We start from the raw sequence: 18,785 nt of genomic DNA on the forward strand, positions 1-18,785 counted from the left end.
CGACACCGACCTGACCGCGCCAGACGCAGGCTTCAAGGTTTTTATGCATAGCATCATCGCTACCACTAACCAGAATGGAAGCGTCTGTAAGACGGTTGATAAATAAATTTGCTGGCAAACCCTACACGAAGTCGATGCTTCTGTCTTTAGGAGAAGCACGGAAAGTGAAAACGGTTGCAATCAGGTGCTTAATCCATGAGCCAGCGTGCTGAACGATACCGGGATTCTGTTGTCGGAATGGCTGGTTATCCATTAAAATAGATCGGATCGATATAAGCACACAAAGGGGGAAGTGCTTACTAATTATGAAACATAAACTACAAATGATGAAAATGCGTTGGTTGAGTGCTGCAGTAATGTTAACCCTGTATACCTCTTCAAGCTGGGCTTTCAGTATTGATGATGTCGCAAAGCAAGCTCAATCCTTAGCCGGGAAAGGCTATGAGGCGCCTAAAAGCAACTTGCCCTCCGTTTTCCGCGACATGAAATACGCGGACTATCAGCAGATCCAGTTTAATCATGACAAAGCGTACTGGAACAATCTGAAGACCCCATTCAAACTCGAGTTCTACCATCAGGGTATGTACTTCGATACCCCGGTCAAAATAAATGAAGTGACTGCCACCGCAGTCAAACGAATCAAATACAGCCCGGATTATTTCACTTTCGGCGATGTTCAGCATGACAAAGACACGGTAAAAGACCTTGGTTTCGCCGGTTTTAAAGTGCTTTACCCGATCAACAGCAAAGATAAAAACGATGAAATCGTCAGCATGCTCGGGGCCAGCTATTTCCGCGTGATTGGTGCAGGTCAGGTTTATGGCCTTTCTGCCCGCGGCCTGGCAATTGATACCGCCTTGCCATCGGGTGAAGAATTTCCACGCTTCAAAGAGTTCTGGATCGAGCGTCCAAAACCGACTGATAAACGTTTAACCATTTATGCATTGCTTGACTCGCCGCGCGCGACAGGTGCTTACAAATTCGTAGTTATGCCAGGGCGTGACACGGTTGTGGATGTGCAGTCGAAAATCTATCTGCGCGATAAAGTCGGCAAACTGGGGGTTGCACCGTTAACCAGTATGTTCCTGTTTGGGCCGAACCAACCGTCGCCTGCAAATAACTATCGTCCGGAGTTGCACGACTCTAACGGTCTGTCTATCCATGCTGGTAATGGCGAATGGATCTGGCGTCCGTTGAATAACCCGAAACATTTAGCGGTCAGCAGCTTCTCGATGGAAAACCCGCAAGGCTTCGGTCTGTTGCAGCGCGGTCGTGATTTCTCCCGCTTTGAAGATCTTGATGATCGTTACGATCTCCGTCCAAGCGCATGGGTGACTCCGAAAGGGGAGTGGGGCAAAGGCAGCGTTGAGCTGGTGGAAATTCCAACCAACGATGAAACCAACGATAACATCGTCGCTTACTGGACGCCGGATCAGCTGCCGGAGCCGGGTAAAGAGATGAACTTTAAATACACCATCACCTTCAGCCGTGATGAAGACAAACTGCATGCGCCAGATAACGCATGGGTGCAACAAACGCGTCGTTCAACGGGGGATGTGAAGCAGTCGAACCTGATTCGCCAGCCTGACGGTACTATCGCCTTTGTGGTCGATTTTACCGGCGCAGAGATGAAAAAACTGCCAGAGGATACCCCGGTCACAGCGCAAACCAGCATTGGTGATAATGGTGAGATAGTGGAAAGCACGGTGCGCTATAACCCGGTTACCAAAGGCTGGCGTCTGGTGATGCGTGTGAAAGTGAAAGATGCCAAGAAAACCACTGAAATGCGTGCTGCGCTGGTGAATGCCGATCAGACGTTGAGTGAAACCTGGAGCTACCAGTTACCTGCCAATGAATAAGACAACTGAGTACATTGACGCAATGCCCATCGCCGCAAGCGAGAAAGCGGCATTGCCGAAGACTGATATCCGCGCCGTTCATCAGGCGCTGGATGCCGAACACCGCACTTGGGCGCGGGAGGATGACTCCCCGCAAGGCTCGGTAAAGGCGCGTCTGGAACAAGCCTGGCCAGATTCACTTGCTGATGGACAGTTAATTAAAGATGATGAAGGGCGCGATCAGCTTAAGGCGATGCCAGAAGCAAAACGCTCCTCGATGTTTCCCGACCCGTGGCGTACCAACCCTGTAGGCCGTTTCTGGGATCGCCTGCGTGGACGCGATGTAACGCCGCGCTATCTGGCTCGTTTGACCAAAGAAGAGCAGGAGAGCGAGCAAAAGTGGCGTACCGTCGGTACTATCCGCCGTTACATTCTGTTGATCCTGACGCTCGCGCAAACTGTCGTCGCGACCTGGTATATGAAGACCATTCTTCCTTATCAGGGTTGGGCGCTGATTAATCCTATGGATATGGTTGGTCAGGATGTGTGGGTTTCCTTCATGCAGCTTCTGCCTTATATGCTGCAAACCGGTATCCTGATCCTCTTTGCGGTACTGTTCTGTTGGGTGTCCGCCGGATTCTGGACGGCGTTGATGGGCTTCCTGCAACTGCTTATTGGTCGCGATAAATACAGTATATCTGCGTCGACAGTTGGCGATGAACCATTAAACCCGGAGCATCGCACGGCGTTGATCATGCCTATCTGTAACGAAGACGTGAACCGTGTTTTTGCTGGCTTGCGTGCAACGTGGGAATCAGTAAAAGCCACCGGGAATGCCAAACACTTTGATGTTTACATTCTGAGTGACAGTTATAACCCGGATATCTGCGTCGCAGAGCAAAAAGCCTGGATGGAGCTTATCGCTGAAGTCGGTGGCGAAGGTCAGATTTTCTATCGCCGCCGCCGTCGTCGCGTGAAGCGTAAAAGCGGTAATATCGATGACTTCTGCCGTCGATGGGGCAGCCAGTACAGCTACATGGTGGTGCTGGATGCTGACTCGGTAATGACCGGTGATTGTTTGTGCGGCCTGGTGCGCCTGATGGAAGCCAACCCGAACGCCGGGATCATTCAGTCGTCGCCGAAAGCGTCCGGTATGGATACGCTGTATGCGCGCTGTCAGCAGTTCGCGACCCGCGTGTATGGGCCACTGTTTACAGCCGGTTTGCACTTCTGGCAACTTGGCGAGTCGCACTACTGGGGACATAACGCGATTATCCGCGTGAAACCGTTTATCGAGCACTGCGCACTGGCTCCGCTGCCGGGCGAAGGTTCCTTTGCCGGTTCAATCCTGTCACATGACTTCGTGGAAGCGGCGTTGATGCGCCGTGCAGGTTGGGGAGTCTGGATTGCTTACGATCTCCCGGGTTCTTATGAAGAATTACCGCCTAACTTGCTTGATGAGCTAAAACGTGACCGCCGCTGGTGCCACGGTAACCTGATGAACTTCCGTCTGTTCCTGGTGAAGGGTATGCATCCGGTTCACCGTGCGGTGTTCCTGACGGGCGTGATGTCTTATCTCTCCGCTCCGTTGTGGTTTATGTTCCTCGCGCTCTCTACTGCATTGCAGGTAGTGCATGCGTTGACCGAACCGCAATACTTCCTGCAACCACGGCAGTTATTCCCGGTGTGGCCGCAGTGGCGTCCTGAGCTGGCGATTGCACTTTTTGCTTCGACCATGGTGCTGTTGTTCCTGCCGAAGTTATTGAGCATTTTGCTTATCTGGTGCAAAGGAACGAAAGAATACGGCGGCTTCTGGCGCGTTACATTATCGTTGCTGCTGGAAGTGCTGTTTTCCGTGCTGCTGGCTCCGGTACGCATGCTGTTCCATACGGTCTTCGTCGTCAGCGCGTTCCTTGGCTGGGAAGTGGTGTGGAATTCACCGCAGCGTGATGATGACTCCACTTCCTGGGGTGAAGCGTTCAAACGCCACGGCTCACAGCTGCTGTTAGGGTTAGTGTGGGCTGTTGGGATGGCGTGGTTGGATCTGCGTTTCCTGTTCTGGCTGGCACCGATTGTCTTCTCGTTGATCCTGTCACCGTTTGTTTCGGTGATTTCCAGCCGTGCCACCGTTGGTCTGCGCACCAAACGCTGGAAACTGTTCCTGATCCCGGAAGAGTATTCACCGCCGCAGGTGCTGGTTGATACCGATCGGTTCCTTGAGATGAATCGCCAACGCTCCCTTGACGATGGCTTTATGCACGCAGTGTTTAACCCGTCATTTAACGCTCTGGCAACCGCAATGGCGACCGCGCGTCACCGGGCCAGTAAGGTGCTGGAAATCGCCCGTGACCGCCACGTTGAACAGGCGCTGAACGAGACGCCAGAGAAGCTGAATCGCGATCGTCGCCTGGTGCTGCTAAGCGATCCGGTGACGATGGCCCGTCTGCATTTCCGCGTCTGGAATTCCCCTGAGAGATATTCTTCATGGGTGAGTTATTACGAAGGGATAAAGCTCAATCCACTGGCATTGCGTAAACCGGATGCGGCTTCGCAATAAAAACGTAGTTGCCTGATGCGCTACGCTTATCAGGCCTACATTGTTCCTGCAAATTATTGATTTTGCAAAATTTTGTGGGTCGAGCAAGGCGTTCACGCCGCATCCGGCAAAAACAACGAGCCAATAAAAATACCGGCGTTATGCCGGTATTTTTTTACGGAAGAGGTATCAAATGCGTTTAATTGTGGTGAGCATCATGGTGACCTTGCTGAGTGGCTGTGGCAGCATCATTAGTCGCACTATACCGGGGCAGGGGCATGGCAACCAATATTATCCCGGTGTGCAATGGGATGTGCGTGACTCCGCCTGGCGTTATGTCACGATCCTTGATCTGCCATTCTCCCTGGTTTTTGATACTTTACTGCTGCCGATCGACATTCATCATGGCCCGTATGAGTGATTAACGTTCATCCCACTCATCAGCTGCTGCGCGTCCTTCCTCGGTATCCAGCGGTGGCTCAAGCTGAAATTCCCCCTCGTCCCATTCATGTAATGTATTCTCTTCCTGCCACTCCTGGCGGATCTCTATCTCATCATAGTCGCCGTCAAAGACACTTTGCGCAGCTTCACCGCTAAGCATGGGTAAACATTCACCTTCTTCCCCTTCGTCGGCAAAAAACTCAACTTGCCACATGATGTCGCCGTCCTGCAAAACGTATTTTTGGGCATTGAACTGTTGCACATTCGCGTTTTCGGCGTCGATGCCGGGGTTGTCTGCAAGAAATTCTTCGCGTGCAGCGTCAATGGCTTCTTCAAGCGTTGCGTACATGGTCATCACGATTCTCCCTTTGAGTTGATGAGGTTTCAGGGAAAAGGATAGCTGATTCTCCGCTTTTGCAAGTATGAAAGGCGAAAAATCAGTTCGATACCTGGGGTATTCGACGACGACGTAGACTGTTCCATGAATAGACTGCGTTGAATAACACTACGCCAGCGGTGACGAGAAATACCGCTCTGAAACCGTAGTTCGCTGAAATCGCGGCTCCCATCAATGGTCCGGTAACGTTTCCAATATCACGAAACGACTGGTTATAGCTGAAGATACGCCCGGCGATTTGGTTGCTCGAGTTGTAAACCAACAGTGTCTGTACGGCGGGGAGTAGTGCACCATCGGCGGCACCGAGCAAAAAACGTAAAATCCCAAGTTGTAATGGCGTCTGAACGTATGACATTGGGATCAACAGCAGTACAGAAAAGATCAGCGCCGTAATCAGGATCTTTTCGGGGCCGATTCGATCGCCAAGTTTGCCGAGTCGTGGTGCACTCAGCAGAGCCGCCACGCCTGGCACCGAGGCGATCATGCCACTGATAAAAGCGACGTTACTGACGTTACCCGCCAGTTCGCGGACATACAGCGTCAGAATGGGGGCAATTGAGCCCGTCGCCACCTGGATGATTAACGTGGTGACAAACAGGCTGAGTATCAGTTTCGGGTTTTTAAGTGATGTCACCACTTCCCGCATATGCAGCATCTCTTTTTTGCTGACCGGCTGGAATTTTTCTCTGATGCAAAACAGGGTGACGAAAAAGCAGAGTATGAGCACACTGGCGGTAATAAAGAATACCGGACGTAAGCCGTAGCTATCAGCGAGCAAACCGCCAGCCATTGGGCCGAGCAACGCGCCGCTAACGCCGCCTGTGGAGAGCGTACCCAGCGCCCAGCCGCTTTTATTACGCGGTACTTGTGTGGCGATAAGAGCATTAGCGTTGGGGACAAATCCGCCAAGTAAACCAAGAAGCGCCCGCAGGATCAAAAACTGCCAGATATTTTGTGCCAGTCCCATCAACACCATCACGATGCCCATGCCGAGAGCAGAGCGTAATAGCATGAGTTTTCGGCCTTTACGGTCGGCGAGTCCACCCCAAAACGGTGAGGCGATGGCCGAAAATAAAAATGTAATGCTGAAGACAATACCGGACCACATATTCAGGGCGGAGTGACCGGTAACGCCAAGCTGCTCAACGTAGAGGGGTAAGAAGGGCATTACCAGACTGAAGGCGGCACCGGTAAGAAAACAGCCTAGCCAGGCGACGATCAGGTTTCGTTTCCAGTTTATAGGGGTGTCATTTTCACAGGGTGACATAGCAATCCGCTGTTGGTGCGCCAGGCGCGGTGAACATAAGAAGAAAAGATAAGCACACTAATTATGCGCCCGACTTCCAGGGGGCGCAATCCAGAGAGCTTTTATCGCTAAATCAGGGGGATTTGCTGTGGTAATGCCGGATGCCATTCTGAAGCATCCAGCATGGAAGATTTAATAGCGTGAAGGAACGCCTTCCGGGCGTGTTTTAAAGCGACGGTGTAACCACATATACTGCTCTGGTGCCATCATGATGCATTTTTCGACCACTTTGTTCATCCACGCGGCGGTGGTTTCGGCATCATCCAGCGGCGGAGAACACTCTGGCGGCAGTATAATCAACTGATACCCTTTGCCATCTGGCTTACGGCATGGAACGAAGGGCACCAGACATGCGCCGGACATCCGTGCCAGCATCCAGGTTCCGGTCGTGGTCGCAGCCTGCTCAACGGCAAACAACGGGACGAAAACGCTTGAGCGCGGGCCGTAATCATGATCCGGTGCGTACCAGACCACTTCGCCTTTTTTCAGGGCTTTAATCATGCCTTTTAAATCTTTGCGGTCGAGCATCGATTTATTTGAGCGCAAACGGCCCCAGGTTTGTAGCCAGTCAATCAGTGGATTATCGTTCGGGCGGTAAACGCCAATCCCCGGTTCCTGCATACCAAACTGCCGCGCACCAAGCTCCAGTGTCAGAAAATGGATGCCAACTAACAGGATGCCGCGTTTTTGCGCCTGCACGTCACGAATGTGTTCCATGCCGATCACTTCCGTCCAGCGGGCGATTCTGCGGTCCGGCCAGAACCACGCCATGCCAGTTTCCATCAGTCCCATGCCAACGGATTCGAAATTCTTCACCACCATTTTACGGCGTTCTTGTTCGCTCATTTCCGGGAAGCACAGTTCCAGGTTGCGATGCACAATTTTTGCGCGTCGTTTCATAAAACGTAACGCAAGTTTTCCTAATCCACAACCGAGGCGGTAGATAACCGGGTAGGGCAATTGCACGACTAACCAAAGTACGCCAATACCCAACCAGGTTAACCAATAACGCGGATGAAGCAGTGCGGTGGAGAACTTGGGTAGATTCGTCATATCAATCCTGTTTTTCAACCTATACGGGCAATTGTATGTATTGTCGCATTTTTTCGTCCGCAACCAAAATTTGTGACTGAAGACTGGGCGAAATTGCCGCGCTTGTAAATAACAAATAATTTTTAATGCGCAAATGTAGCGTAAAATGTGTGGATGTTAATTATCGATAATTGCTATATCATGCCGCGGATTTTTACTTTCTCATCTCGCAGGAACCGTACACCATGCCAGTGTTACACAACCGCATTTCCAACGACGCGTTAAAAGCCAAAATGTTGGCTGAGAGCGAACCGCGAACCACCATTTCGTTTTATAAGTATTTCCACATCGCCGATCCTAAGGCGACCCGTGACGCTTTATATCAGCTGTTTACCGCGCTGAATGTTTTTGGGCGAGTGTATCTGGCGCATGAGGGCATTAACGCGCAAATCAGCGTACCTGCGAGCAATGTTGAAACATTTCGCGCGCAGCTTTATGCCTTCGACCCGGCTTTAGAGGGCTTACGCCTGAATATCGCGTTGGATGATGACGGGAAATCCTTCTGGGTACTGCGCATGAAGGTCCGCGATCGTATCGTTGCCGACGGTATTGACGATCCTCACTTTGATGCCAGCAATGTGGGTGAGTATCTGCAAGCGGCGGAAGTGAACGCCATGCTTGACGATCCCGATGCATTGTTTATCGACATGCGTAACCACTATGAGTATGAAGTGGGGCACTTTGAAAACGCGCTGGAAATTCCGGCAGATACCTTCCGTGAGCAGCTGCCAAAAGCAGTCGAGATGATGCAGGCACATAAAGATAAAAAAATCGTTATGTACTGCACCGGCGGCATTCGTTGTGAAAAGGCCAGTGCCTGGATGAAACATAACGGATTCAATAAAGTCTGGCATATCGAGGGCGGAATTATTGAATACGCCCGCAAGGCGCGCGAGCAGGGTTTACCGGTACGTTTTATTGGCAAAAATTTTGTTTTTGACGAGCGGATGGGCGAACGTATATCTGATGAGATTATCGCGTATTGCCACCAGTGCGGTGCGCCGTGCGACAGCCATACCAACTGTAAAAATGATGGCTGCCACCTGCTTTTTATTCAGTGTCCAGTATGTGCGGAAAAATACAAAGGTTGTTGTAGTGAGATTTGCTGCGAAGAAAGCGCGTTACCGCCTGAAGAACAGCGACGCCGTCGGGCAGGACGTGAAAATGGCAATAAGATCTTTAATAAGTCTCGTGGACGTCTGAATACAACACTGGGCATTCCTGATCCAACAGAATAAATATCATTGCCGGATGCGTGCCATCCGGCAACATTTCACTCTTACTTCTGCTGTACGCCTTCCACTGAAATAATCAGATCCACTTCCTGAGAAGCTGGACCTAAATCTGTTTTGATATTGAAGTCCTTGAGCTTAATTTTGCCTTCGGCCTCGAAGCCTGCACGTTTACCACCCCACGGGTCGTCGCCTTGACCAATTAATTTCGCTTCCAGCGTGACGGGTTTGGTTACGCCATTCAGCGTCAGATCGCCGGTAATATCCAATTCGTCACCGTCTTTCTTCACGCTGGTGGAGGTGAATGTTGCCTGTGGATATTTTGCAGTATTGAGGAAATCTGCACTGCGAAGATGTTTATCGCGTTCGGCGTGATTAGTATCGACGCTGGTGGTGTTAATTGTCACATTCACTTTATCGGCAGCCGGATTTTTTTCATCAAAGGTAAAAGTACCGTCGAAATCTTTAAAGGTGCCATATAACCAGCTATAGCCAAGATGCTGGATGCGGAAGTTAACAAAGGCGTGCTGACCTTCTTTGTCAATTTTGTAATCGGCGGCAACCGCTGAACCGGCAGAGAACATCAGGGAAGCGAAGGTTAAACCAAGCAGGCTTTTTTTCATTTTTTATACTCCATAGTCAGATGACGACTTTCCCAGCATGCGCTTCAGAGTGTCGTCTTTATCGATGAAATGATGCTTCAGGGCCATAAATCCATGCATAACGGACAGTACTACGACGCTCCACGCGAGCCAAAAATGCAGGGCACCGGCAAAGTCAGCCTGTGCGCCAGCGTCGGCGAGGGTCGCGGGGACGTCAAACCAGCCAAAAACGCTGATCGGTTTACCATCGGCAGTTGAGATCAGATAGCCGCTGATGCCGATGGCGAACAGCAATAAGTACAATGCGAGATGTCCAGCCTTTGCGCCAAGACGAGTCATGGGAGAATAACTCTGCAGCGGACCCGGCGGTGGAGATATGACGCGCCACAGAACGCGAATAACCAGCCCCATCATTAACAAAATACCGATGCTTTTATGCAGTTCGGGTGCTTTGTGATACCAGCCATCGTAATAACTGAGCGTGACCATCCACAGACCTAAAGCAAACATGCCGTAGACAATAATTGCGCTTATCCAATGTAAGGCCGCAGATATAACACCATAGCGTTCAGGGGTATTTGTGAATGACATAAGTGCATCCAAAACGACTTTGCGAGAGAAAGAAAATGGCGTGTCGGAGAATGAATTGCAACACAAAAATAACAAATCGAATGATATTTATTTTTATTTCAATAATTTTGAATTAATAATGAAAGAATCTTCATAAGTTTAGTGGGTTCAGCATCAGAGATGTCTGGTGAGTGCTGTTGAAGCAGGAATAATCTCATTCAATTTTTCACGCTATATGAAAGGGAGATTAAATATTTGTCAGTTTATGTCAGTGCGGAAAACTAAAAATAAAACACATAGATCAGATCCATAATTGCCAACAATCCCCAGAGAAAAAGATAAAGCATCAGATGCTCGCGAATATTATTGATGAGATAGTGCAACAGCCGACGCATTAAATACTCCTGTAAAAACGGCCTCATTCTGGAGGCCGTAATGATGATTATTGGAAGCGGGAAAGCCTGAATGGCGTCAAATCAAAATCGCTTTTTTTGTCTTGCGCAAAATCGGCAGCTATTTCCCCTAAAACTGACGCAAATTTAAAACCGTGCCCACTCAGGCCGGTAATGAGCAGTGTATTATCGTGGCCGGGTAGGGTATCGATAATAAAATCTTCGTCAGGCGAATTATCATAGGTGCAGGCAGCGCCGTACAGGCAGCAACCGATACCCGGCAACACATTGCGCAAGAACGGGAAGGCTTCCGAACCATCGCTGACCACTTCCGCAAACGGAACACGTTCATCCGCTGAATGGATAACCTGGCCTCCGTTATGTTTGCCAATCTTCAACGCGTCGTTTTCTGCCGGAAAACCATAATATTGATCGCCATTGGGCAGTTCACCGGTAAATGCCGGGAATTTATTCTTCACGCTATAGCGGCCATCGGCCTGATACCAGGCAAATACTTTGCGTACGGGCTGGACAGGCAGCTCCGGGAGTAGGTCTTTTACCCATGTTCCCGCGCAGACAATCGCTTTTTTCGCCTGATACTCACCGTCTGCCGTTTCAATAGTTACGCCATCATCGTCATGACGAATTGCGGTGACCGGGCAGTTGAACAGCTGCGCACAGCCCGCTTCCTTCGCCAGTTGGATCCAGGTTTTAATCGCCAGTTCGCTGCGTAAAAAGCCGGAATCAGTCTCAAATAAGCCGATGTAGTTGTCCGGGACGCGTATTTCCGGCCAGCGGGCCATAATCCCTTGCGCATCGAGCTTTTCAACATTGAGTTGCCACTGTTCGGCGCTGTGGGCGACGTTGGCGAGAAATGCGGAGTCAGCCGGGCCGAGGTTAATGACACCAGAGCGTACAAAAATGGGATCATCTTCGTTGTGGCGGGAGAGGTCATCCCACAGTGTTTGCGCGCGGAGGACCAGCGGGACATACTTTTCGCCTTCACCATAAGCATGGCGAATTAATCGCGTATCGCCGTGGTGGCTGCCGTGTTGATGTGGTGGCATATGGGCGTCGGTCATTAGCACGTTTAAACCGGCGCGGGTTGCATAATACCCGGCGGCAGCGCCTACGGAACCGCTGCCAATAATGATGAGATCGTATTTCATTTTTTTCTCTCTGCCCTCATGGTTTAAGCAGAGTAATTAACTGAATGCAGATATACAACCCAGAAATGGTAAAGGCACCGGTGAGGTGCCTTTTGGGTGGATGGTCATGTCATGTTAATGACGCCGATACTCGTTTACCTGGAAATCACCGGATTCAATTTTGGCGATTCCTGCTTCTAATATCGAAATAAATTGTCTGGCAACATCAGTGGTTAACCAGAGCGTCTGACCAACTTCAGTCCCTTCCTGCTCGGACTTATTTGGGGTCTGGTAGTGCAAACGCAACATCAGCGCATCATAGCTATCAACGGTGCTGATGTCCCACCCTACGAGCGGATGAGTCTGAATGACTTCATTATTTTTTTCCATCATGGCCCCCTAATTCGTGTTACTAGACAACGTTATTCGAGGTTCAATGCGTTTTTATCTGAAGCAACTTCAGTATACCAATAAGTAAGGGTATTCACCGAATTTTTAAAGGGGGGAACAGATAAATTTCTGCTTTTAAGATTTATATGAACAATAAAACAGCATGTCATTCATATTTTTTTAGCATATTGTGCAATTATTTTGAGGAAGTGTAGAAATTTTGTACTCAAAATTTGTAAGTAAAATAAAAAAGCCGGGGCGACCCGGCAAAAACAAAAATCACTGCATATTATTCGCTGACAAACCAGTCATCGGCGCTTTCCCACGTTTCCTGGAGAATTTCGCTAATGCGCTGTTTATCTTCTTTTGTTGCGCCAATAACCGATAAATTATTCGCTGCGGCATAACGTACCGATACGTGGCCTTCATTATCAGGAAACGCATACTGAATACGGCGGGAAAGTTCGCCAGCCAGGGCGTCAATAGCCCCAGCTGGCAATGGAGAAGTTTTCGCTATGGTGACTTCAATTCGCATAATAGCCCCCTGTTGAATATACTGGTTATTTATACAGGCAAAATAACCTAATGACAACAGGAAGCTACGATTTTTATTGTTTAACGGACCAGCGTACCGTTTCCCCAGCGAGGAATGGCACCAGGGTGTCATCAGTCAGTGCGATGCTTTCAGCAACCTGTTGCTCTTCACGTACCAGTTCGATGAATGTGTCGTTGACCGGCAAGCCATAGAACTGCGGGCCGTTTACAGAACAGAATGCTTCAAAGTGCTGCAAAGCATTCATCTCTTCAAAGACGGTAGCGTAACTGCCCAGCGCGGTTGGGGCGTTGAAACAGCCCGCGCAGCCGCAGCTGCTCTCTTTGCGATGACGTGCATGTGGCGCAGAATCCGTTCCGAGGAATACACGATTAAAACCGCTGGCGACCAGTTCACGCAATGCCTGTTGGTGGATATTGCGTTTGAGGATGGGTAGACAATACAGGTGCGGACGCACGCCACCAACCAGCATATGGTTGCGGTTAAACATCAGATGCTGCGGAGTGATGGTGGCAGCCAGCCGTTCATTTCCGTCACGGACATAGTCGGCAGCGTCTTTGGTGGTGATATGCTCAAAAACGACTTTCAGCGCGGTCAGGCGCTGGCGCAGCGGTTCCATCACGCTTTCTATAAAGCGCGCTTCACGATCAAAAATGTCGATATCTGCATGTGTCACTTCACCATGCACCAGTAGCGGCATACCGATTTTTTCCATGCGCTCAAGTACCGGCATGATTGCGTCAACTGACGTAACGCCGTGGCTGGAGTTAGTGGTTGCGTTTGCCGGATAAAGTTTTGCAGCGGTGAACACGCCTTCGTTAAATCCGCGCTCCAGCTCATTAGGATCCAGCGAATCTGTTAAATAACAGGTCATCAGCGGGGTGAAATCGTGCCCGGCAGGTACGGCGTCAAGAATGCGCTGGCGATACGCCACGGCAGCCTCAACGGTGGTCACGGGCGGAGCCAGATTGGGCATTACGATAGCCCGTCCATAAATTTCGCTGGTATACGGCACGACAGTTTTTAACATGTCGCCATCGCGGAGGTGAAGGTGCCAGTCGTCTGGGCGGCGGATCTTTAATACCTGGGATGGTGCAGTCATTAATCTCTATGCTCCGGCTGAAGGGATGTTTTTGCCGGACACAAAGGATAAGCGGAAACGTTTTCCTTTGCACGAAAAATAAAGGGCGCGAATGCGCCCTCGTGATTAATCAGTAAACGGAATGACAATTTCGCCTGGCTTCACTTCAATGCCTTTCGCCAGTTTCTTCGCCATTGCTTCGCCCTGGCTGCCATCTTCGCGCAGGACGTAAGCAGGTTGCTGGTTAAAGTAATTGCGTAATGCCTGGTTCAAATAGGGGAGCAACGTTTGCATCACTGTTTGCATTTTTTCCGGTTGTACCGTCGCATCGACCACTTCCATCTCTTTCAGGAAGATCGCGCCTTTTTCTTTATCAAACACGGGCAGCGCTTTCAGCTTCAGTTTCATGGTCGCTTTCTGGCTACCGAACAGGGAGTTCATGTCCAGATTGGCGTCTCCGGTTAGGGTAACCTTATTCGGCTCTTCGCGACCAATTTGGCTGGTCAGGTTTGTCAGAACAATATGGGCGTCAGCCACGCCGGGTAAACCGATATCTTTTGAGAAATTATTATGTTTCGCAAGCGACTGGTTAATTTCTTGTTCGGTGATGGTGTATTGGGTGAGTTGATTACAGCCAACGAGCAGGCCACTGACGATCAATGCAGCGGCAAATAAAAACTTGTTCATGGTAGTCCTCGACATGAAATCCGCGTCAATATCCTGACACAACGCAGCATGTGTCACCAGCGATAAACGCGCCAGCAGAAAAAACTGAAAACGGCGGCAACCCGCGAATACAGGCTGCCGCGGCGGGTCAGGATTAAATCGCCATTGATGATAACAAATTGATTTGTGTCTGTTTCGCCATATTATCGCGGTAATCAGCAACGCGGCTTGGCCAGTTAATTCCGGCTACCAGCGTCAGATTACGCAGCAGCGGAAATAGCTGAATATCATCTTCCGAAAGTTCGCCATTCACGGCGTTCGGTTTGACGATCAGTTTGTCCAGCGCACGTAAATCATCGCTGATATTCTTAATCAGACCGTCAGAGTGGGCCAGCAGGTCGGCAAAATTACCCGCGCTGGCCTCTTTCTTGTCGACGAAATATTTGCGCGCGGCAGGAGTAGAAAACTCATCAAATGCCGATTTGGCAAAACGCGGCAACAGCAGTTTGTTGGCGTAGCCATTGACCTTGCGCAGCCACTCTTCAATGGCAGGGGAACGTTTGCCGGTCAGTAACGGTTTGCCGTCGAGTTTATCGACATAGTGAACGATGTCCATGCTTTCTGGCATATAGCGGCTGTCATCTTTTTGCAGAATGGGAACCTGTTTTTGACCGACCATCCGGGTGGGTGTTTCTGCGTCGTCGTTGAGCAGAACATGTAATTCGACGGGGATATTTTTCAGGCCGAAAATCATGCGGGCTTTGAGGCAGTAAGGGCAGTGATCGTAAATGTATAGCTTCACGTGACTCCTCCATTTGGCTGTCAGTTCACTTTCAGTATGGAGGAGTCAGGGGGGAGTATCAAATCAGGCGTCGCGTTCAAGCAAACGACGCGCGGTGCGTTTCTGGCTAAACTGCCAACCCAGCGCAAGGAAAGTGAAGATGCCAATAATGCCCAGCATCATCCACGGAAGCTCTGGCTGGTGCGCCGATTTGCCCAGGTCAAACAGCCAGCCGCCACCGATATAACCAATAGCGCCGCCAATCGCCAGACCCAGACGGCTAAACCCCATATAGCTGCCGCGAGCTCTTGCGTCTGCCAGCGAAGCACTTAAGGTTTCACGCGCAGGCTCGGCAATGATCGACCCGATATAAAACAGACAAATCAGGGTGAAAAGTTGTTGCAGGCCGCTGACCATGCCCACTGGCATCATGCTTAATGACATTATCAACAGCCCAGCCATTAACCGGTGTTCCAGACGAAAATGCTTTTCACTCCAGCGGGCGATAGGGTAGAGCAACGTTAACGACAGACACGCTTCAATGGCATACATCCATTTAACGGCAGAGGGCGCGCCAGCCACGTCGTTGACCATAATTGGCAGCATCAGCATCACTTGTACAGCCAGCATGTAGTAACCCGCCAGCGTCAGGACATAGGTGACAAAACGCTTGTCGCGCATCACGCGGGTCATGCCTTCGCGAACGGGCGTGCGTACGGTGGAGAGTTTCCATGCCGGTAACAACCACGCATTGAACGCTGCACACAGCACAAACAAAACTGCCCCTGTGGCGCAGACCAGGCGAAAGTCGTATTGCAACAGCCAGCTCCCCAACAATGCGCCAATGACCGCACCGGCACTGTCCTGCATCATCAACAGCGAGAAAAAACGACCACGCTGCTGTGGACGGATTAATTTCACCACCAGCGCCGAACGCGGAGGATCAAACAACGTGCCGCCGAGTCCCGAAAGCAGGCATGAAAACCACAGTAGCCACGGTTCGTGGGCGATACCCATTGTGGCGAATCCGGCGGCACGCATCAGCATACCGGTAACAATCATCGGTTTGGCACCAAAGCGGTCGGCAATTGCTCCGCCGAAAATACCCAGACCTTGCTGAATAAACTGGCGTAGGCCGAGGGCAATACCGACCATGACGGCGGCCCAGCCCATTTGATCAACGAAGCGGATAGAGATCAGCGGGAAGACAACAAAGAACCCCAGCACGACCAGCATATTATCGATGAGCAGGAAATATTTACCCAGGTTCCTCGCCTGCGACACGCGGGACATTTCCCCTCCCGGGAAATAAAAGATGAGCACTTTCTATTCTGCATTGCCGCTAAGACTTTTCCCATCACTTCGGGGACAATATTTTTTTATCAAAACGTCGCTTTGATAGAGAGTTTTTATCAAATATGTGAATAATGCAGAAAATGGCATTCTGGACTTTTCACAGGGTCTGGTTGCGCAGGTATAGTAATACTTACAGCGTATTAAAGACGTTACGGGAAGGAGTAGGTATAGAATGTTTGGCTATCGCAGTAACGTGCCAAAAGTGCGCTTAACCACAGACCGACTGGTCGTGCGTCTGGTGCATGATCGTGATGCCTGGCGTCTGGCGGATTATTACGCAGAGAATCGCCATTTCCTCAAGCCCTGGGAGCCAGTGCGCGACGAAAGCCACTGTTATCCATCAGGCTGGCAGGCCAGGCTAGGGATGATTAACGAATTTCATAAACAAGGTTCAGCTTTCTACTTTGGCTTATTCGACCCGGACGAAAAAGAGATTATTGGCGTTGCCAATTTTTCCAATGTTGTTCGTGGCTCTTTTCATGCCTGCTATCTCGGTTATTCGATTGGGCAAAAATGGCAGGGCAAAGGACTCATGTTTGAAGCCCTGACCGCAGCCATTCGTTATATGCAGCGCACCCAACATATTCATCGCATTATGGCTAATTATATGCCGCACAATAAACGCAGCGGTGATTTACTGGCGCGACTGGGTTTTGAAAAAGAAGGCTATGCGAAAGACTATCTGTTGATTGATGGACAATGGCGCGATCACGTACTGACGGCATTAACTACCCCAGACTGGACGCCCGGCCGCTAAGGAGAATCTCATGAAATATCAACTTACTGCCCTGGAAGCTCGCGTGATTGGCTGCTTGCTGGAAAAGCAGGTGACCACGCCGGAGCAATACCCGCTCTCAGTCAATGGTGTAGTCACGGCCTGTAATCAGAAAACGAACCGTGAACCGGTTATGAATCTGAGTGAATCTGAAGTGCAGGAACAGCTGGATAATCTGGTCAAACGTCATTATCTACGCACGGTGAGCGGTTTTGGTAATCGGGTCACCAAATATGAGCAACGTTTTTGTAATTCAGAATTTGGCGATCTGAAACTGAGCGCCGCAGAAGTGGCGTTAATCACCACGTTGTTATTGCGTGGTGCCCAGACGCCGGGTGAACTGCGCAGCCGCGCCGCGCGAATGTATGAATTCAGCGATATGGCGGAAGTGGAGTCGACGCTGGAACAACTGGCAAATCGCGAAGATGGTCCTTTTGTGGTGCGTCTGGCCCGCGAACCGGGTAAACGTGAAAGCCGCTACATGCATCTTTTCAGTGGTGAGGTAGAGGATCAGCCGGCGGTAACGGATATGTCGAACGCGGTTGACGGTGATTTACAGGCCCGCGTCGAAGCCCTGGAAATCGAAGTGGCAGAACTGAAACAGCGTCTTGATTCGTTGCTGGCCCACCTGGGAGATTAAAGTGAAAAAATTACGTATCGGTGTAGTGGGATTAGGCGGCATTGCGCAAAAAGCGTGGTTACCGGTGCTGGCGGCAGCGTCTGACTGGACGTTACAAGGTGCGTGGTCGCCTACGCGCGCCAAAGCCCTGCCAATTTGTGACAGCTGGCGCATTCCTTATGCCGATTCGTTATCCAGCCTTGCCGCCAGTTGCGATGCGGTTTTTGTGCATTCCAGCACCGCCAGCCACTTTGACGTGGTCAGTACGTTACTCAATGCGGGGGTACATGTCTGTGTCGATAAACCGCTGGCAGAAAATCTGCGCGATGCTGAACGGCTGGTGGAACTGGCGGCGCGGAAAAAACTGACGTTGATGGTCGGTTTTAACCGTCGTTTCGCACCACTCTACGGTGAGTTAAAAAAGCAACTCGCCACCGCAGCCTCGCTAAGAATGGATAAACATCGTAGCAATAGCGTCGGGCCACACGATCTTTATTTCACGTTGCTGGATGATTATCTGCATGTGGTGGATACCGCGCTGTGGTTGTCGGGCGGTAAAGCCTCTCTGGATGGCGGTACGCTACTGACTAATGACGCTGGCGAAATGCTGTTTGCCGAGCACCATTTTTCGGCCGGTCCTTTGCAGATCACCACCTGTATGCATCGCCGTGCCGGAAGTCAGCGTGAAACCGTGCAGGCCGTGACTGATGGTGCGCTCATCGACATTACGGATATGCGCGAATGGCGTGAGGAGCGCGGGCAGGGCGTAGTGCATAAACCGATTCCTGGTTGGCAGAGTACGCTTGAGCAACGTGGATTTGTCGGCTGTGCGCGGCACTTCATTGAATGCGTGCAAAATCAGACAGTTCCGCAAACCGCCGGCGAACAGGCCGTGCTGGCGCAACGTATCATTGACAAGATCTGGCGCGATGCGATGAGTGAATAAACCCTGTAACATCTGGCGGTAGCAATTCACCATAATCCAGGTAGACTATTCGCCTCTTTCAGCG

20 protein-coding genes are annotated in these 18,785 nt (G+C 50.5%); 7 read left to right on the top strand and 13 right to left on the bottom strand.

The features are described from left to right. The first annotated feature begins 323 nt into the window (after nt 1-323). The 3 genes from mdoG to ACJHX7_RS01545 all read left to right on the top strand — a co-directional run bounded on the left by mdoG (nt 324) and on the right by ACJHX7_RS01545 (nt 4,795). Nucleotides 324-1,859, top strand: a complete 1,536-nt coding sequence (gene mdoG / locus ACJHX7_RS01535) for a glucans biosynthesis protein MdoG (protein WP_001300662.1) — start codon at nt 324-326, stop codon at nt 1,857-1,859. Continuing rightward, nucleotides 1,852-4,395 carry a glucans biosynthesis glucosyltransferase MdoH gene (mdoH, locus tag ACJHX7_RS01540; protein WP_001304473.1) on the top strand — a complete coding sequence of 848 codons (2,544 nt, stop codon included), beginning with the start codon at nt 1,852-1,854 and terminating at the stop codon, nt 4,393-4,395. Before mdoG ends, mdoH begins: the two co-directional genes overlap by 8 nt. A 172-nt stretch (nt 4,396-4,567) precedes the next feature. Next, a complete protein-coding gene (locus ACJHX7_RS01545; protein ID WP_001237205.1) occupies nt 4,568-4,795 on the top strand; it encodes a YceK/YidQ family lipoprotein in 228 nt (75 codons plus the stop codon). On the opposite strand, the gene ACJHX7_RS01550 is transcribed toward ACJHX7_RS01545, so the two are convergent. From ACJHX7_RS01550 to lpxL, 3 genes are all read right to left on the bottom strand, one after another. Next, nucleotides 4,796-5,170, bottom strand: a complete 375-nt coding sequence (locus ACJHX7_RS01550; protein ID WP_000180063.1) for a MysB family protein — start codon at nt 5,168-5,170, stop codon at nt 4,796-4,798. Nucleotides 5,171-5,252: 82 nt separating this feature from the next. Next, a complete protein-coding gene (mdtG, locus tag ACJHX7_RS01555) occupies nt 5,253-6,479 on the bottom strand; it encodes a multidrug efflux MFS transporter MdtG (protein ID WP_000074164.1) in 1,227 nt (408 codons plus the stop codon). A gap of 171 nt (nt 6,480-6,650) precedes the next feature. Beyond that, entirely contained in the window at nt 6,651-7,571 is a 921-nt protein-coding gene (gene lpxL / locus ACJHX7_RS01560) for a kdo(2)-lipid IV(A) lauroyltransferase (RefSeq protein ID WP_094029804.1), read from the bottom strand. A 224-nt stretch (nt 7,572-7,795) separates the two neighbouring features. Here lpxL and ACJHX7_RS01565 point away from each other — a divergent pair, with 224 nt between their 5' ends. Further along, nucleotides 7,796-8,848 (top strand): rhodanese-related sulfurtransferase, encoded by a 1,053-nt coding sequence (locus tag ACJHX7_RS01565; protein WP_001330242.1) that lies wholly within the window; start codon nt 7,796-7,798, stop codon nt 8,846-8,848. A gap of 41 nt (nt 8,849-8,889) precedes the next feature. Here ACJHX7_RS01565 and ACJHX7_RS01570 read toward each other — a convergent pair whose 3' ends face one another. The 10 genes from ACJHX7_RS01570 to mdtH all read right to left on the bottom strand — a co-directional run bounded on the left by ACJHX7_RS01570 (nt 8,890) and on the right by mdtH (nt 16,318). Continuing rightward, nucleotides 8,890-9,465: a YceI family protein gene (locus ACJHX7_RS01570; protein WP_000749261.1), complete on the bottom strand. Its 576-nt coding sequence runs from the start codon at nt 9,463-9,465 to the stop codon at nt 8,890-8,892. Nucleotides 9,466-9,468: 3 nt separating this feature from the next. Continuing rightward, a complete protein-coding gene (locus ACJHX7_RS01575) occupies nt 9,469-10,035 on the bottom strand; it encodes a cytochrome b (protein WP_032171105.1) in 567 nt (188 codons plus the stop codon). 260 nt (nt 10,036-10,295) lie between these two features. Then, nucleotides 10,296-10,409 (bottom strand): YceO family protein, encoded by a 114-nt coding sequence (locus ACJHX7_RS01580; RefSeq protein WP_001253418.1) that lies wholly within the window; start codon nt 10,407-10,409, stop codon nt 10,296-10,298. A 47-nt stretch (nt 10,410-10,456) separates the two neighbouring features. Further along, complete coding sequence (gene solA, locus ACJHX7_RS01585) at nt 10,457-11,575, bottom strand: N-methyl-L-tryptophan oxidase (RefSeq protein ID WP_032171107.1); 1,119 nt, start codon at nt 11,573-11,575, stop codon at nt 10,457-10,459. Nucleotides 11,576-11,689: 114 nt separating this feature from the next. Beyond that, entirely contained in the window at nt 11,690-11,944 is a 255-nt protein-coding gene (gene bssS / locus ACJHX7_RS01590; protein ID WP_000414438.1) for a biofilm formation regulator BssS, read from the bottom strand. 289 nt (nt 11,945-12,233) lie between these two features. Next, nucleotides 12,234-12,479: a DNA damage-inducible protein I gene (gene dinI, locus ACJHX7_RS01595; RefSeq protein ID WP_001217754.1), complete on the bottom strand. Its 246-nt coding sequence runs from the start codon at nt 12,477-12,479 to the stop codon at nt 12,234-12,236. A gap of 73 nt (nt 12,480-12,552) precedes the next feature. Further along, nucleotides 12,553-13,599, bottom strand: a complete 1,047-nt coding sequence (gene pyrC / locus ACJHX7_RS01600) for a dihydroorotase (RefSeq protein ID WP_000126543.1) — start codon at nt 13,597-13,599, stop codon at nt 12,553-12,555. Nucleotides 13,600-13,704: 105 nt separating this feature from the next. Next, nucleotides 13,705-14,265, bottom strand: coding sequence for a lipoprotein (locus tag ACJHX7_RS01605; protein ID WP_001295443.1), 561 nt, complete (start codon nt 14,263-14,265; stop codon nt 13,705-13,707). A 133-nt stretch (nt 14,266-14,398) separates the two neighbouring features. After that, nucleotides 14,399-15,046, bottom strand: coding sequence for a glutaredoxin 2 (gene grxB, locus ACJHX7_RS01610; RefSeq protein WP_000780912.1), 648 nt, complete (start codon nt 15,044-15,046; stop codon nt 14,399-14,401). Between the two features lie 63 nt (nt 15,047-15,109). After that, on the bottom strand, nt 15,110-16,318 hold the full coding sequence (mdtH, locus tag ACJHX7_RS01615; protein ID WP_000092207.1) for a multidrug efflux MFS transporter MdtH: 1,209 nt from the start codon (nt 16,316-16,318) through the stop codon (nt 15,110-15,112). Between the two features lie 235 nt (nt 16,319-16,553). Here mdtH and rimJ point away from each other — a divergent pair, with 235 nt between their 5' ends. From rimJ to ACJHX7_RS01630, 3 genes are read left to right on the top strand one after another with little or no spacing between them, the layout of a single operon-like run. After that, entirely contained in the window at nt 16,554-17,138 is a 585-nt protein-coding gene (rimJ, locus tag ACJHX7_RS01620) for a ribosomal protein S5-alanine N-acetyltransferase (protein WP_000468186.1), read from the top strand. Between the two features lie 10 nt (nt 17,139-17,148). After that, the gene (locus ACJHX7_RS01625) at nt 17,149-17,796 is read left to right on the top strand and encodes a YceH family protein (protein WP_000877116.1); all 648 of its coding nucleotides are present in this window, start codon (nt 17,149-17,151) and stop codon (nt 17,794-17,796) included. 1 nt (nt 17,797) lies between these two features. After that, a complete protein-coding gene (locus tag ACJHX7_RS01630; RefSeq protein WP_094029803.1) occupies nt 17,798-18,721 on the top strand; it encodes a Gfo/Idh/MocA family protein in 924 nt (307 codons plus the stop codon). Nucleotides 18,722-18,785: the final 64 nt, after the last annotated feature.

It is taken from the genome of Escherichia sp. WS1451, assembly GCF_046487365.1.
Classification (GTDB): Bacteria; Pseudomonadota; Gammaproteobacteria; order Enterobacterales; family Enterobacteriaceae; genus Escherichia; species Escherichia coli.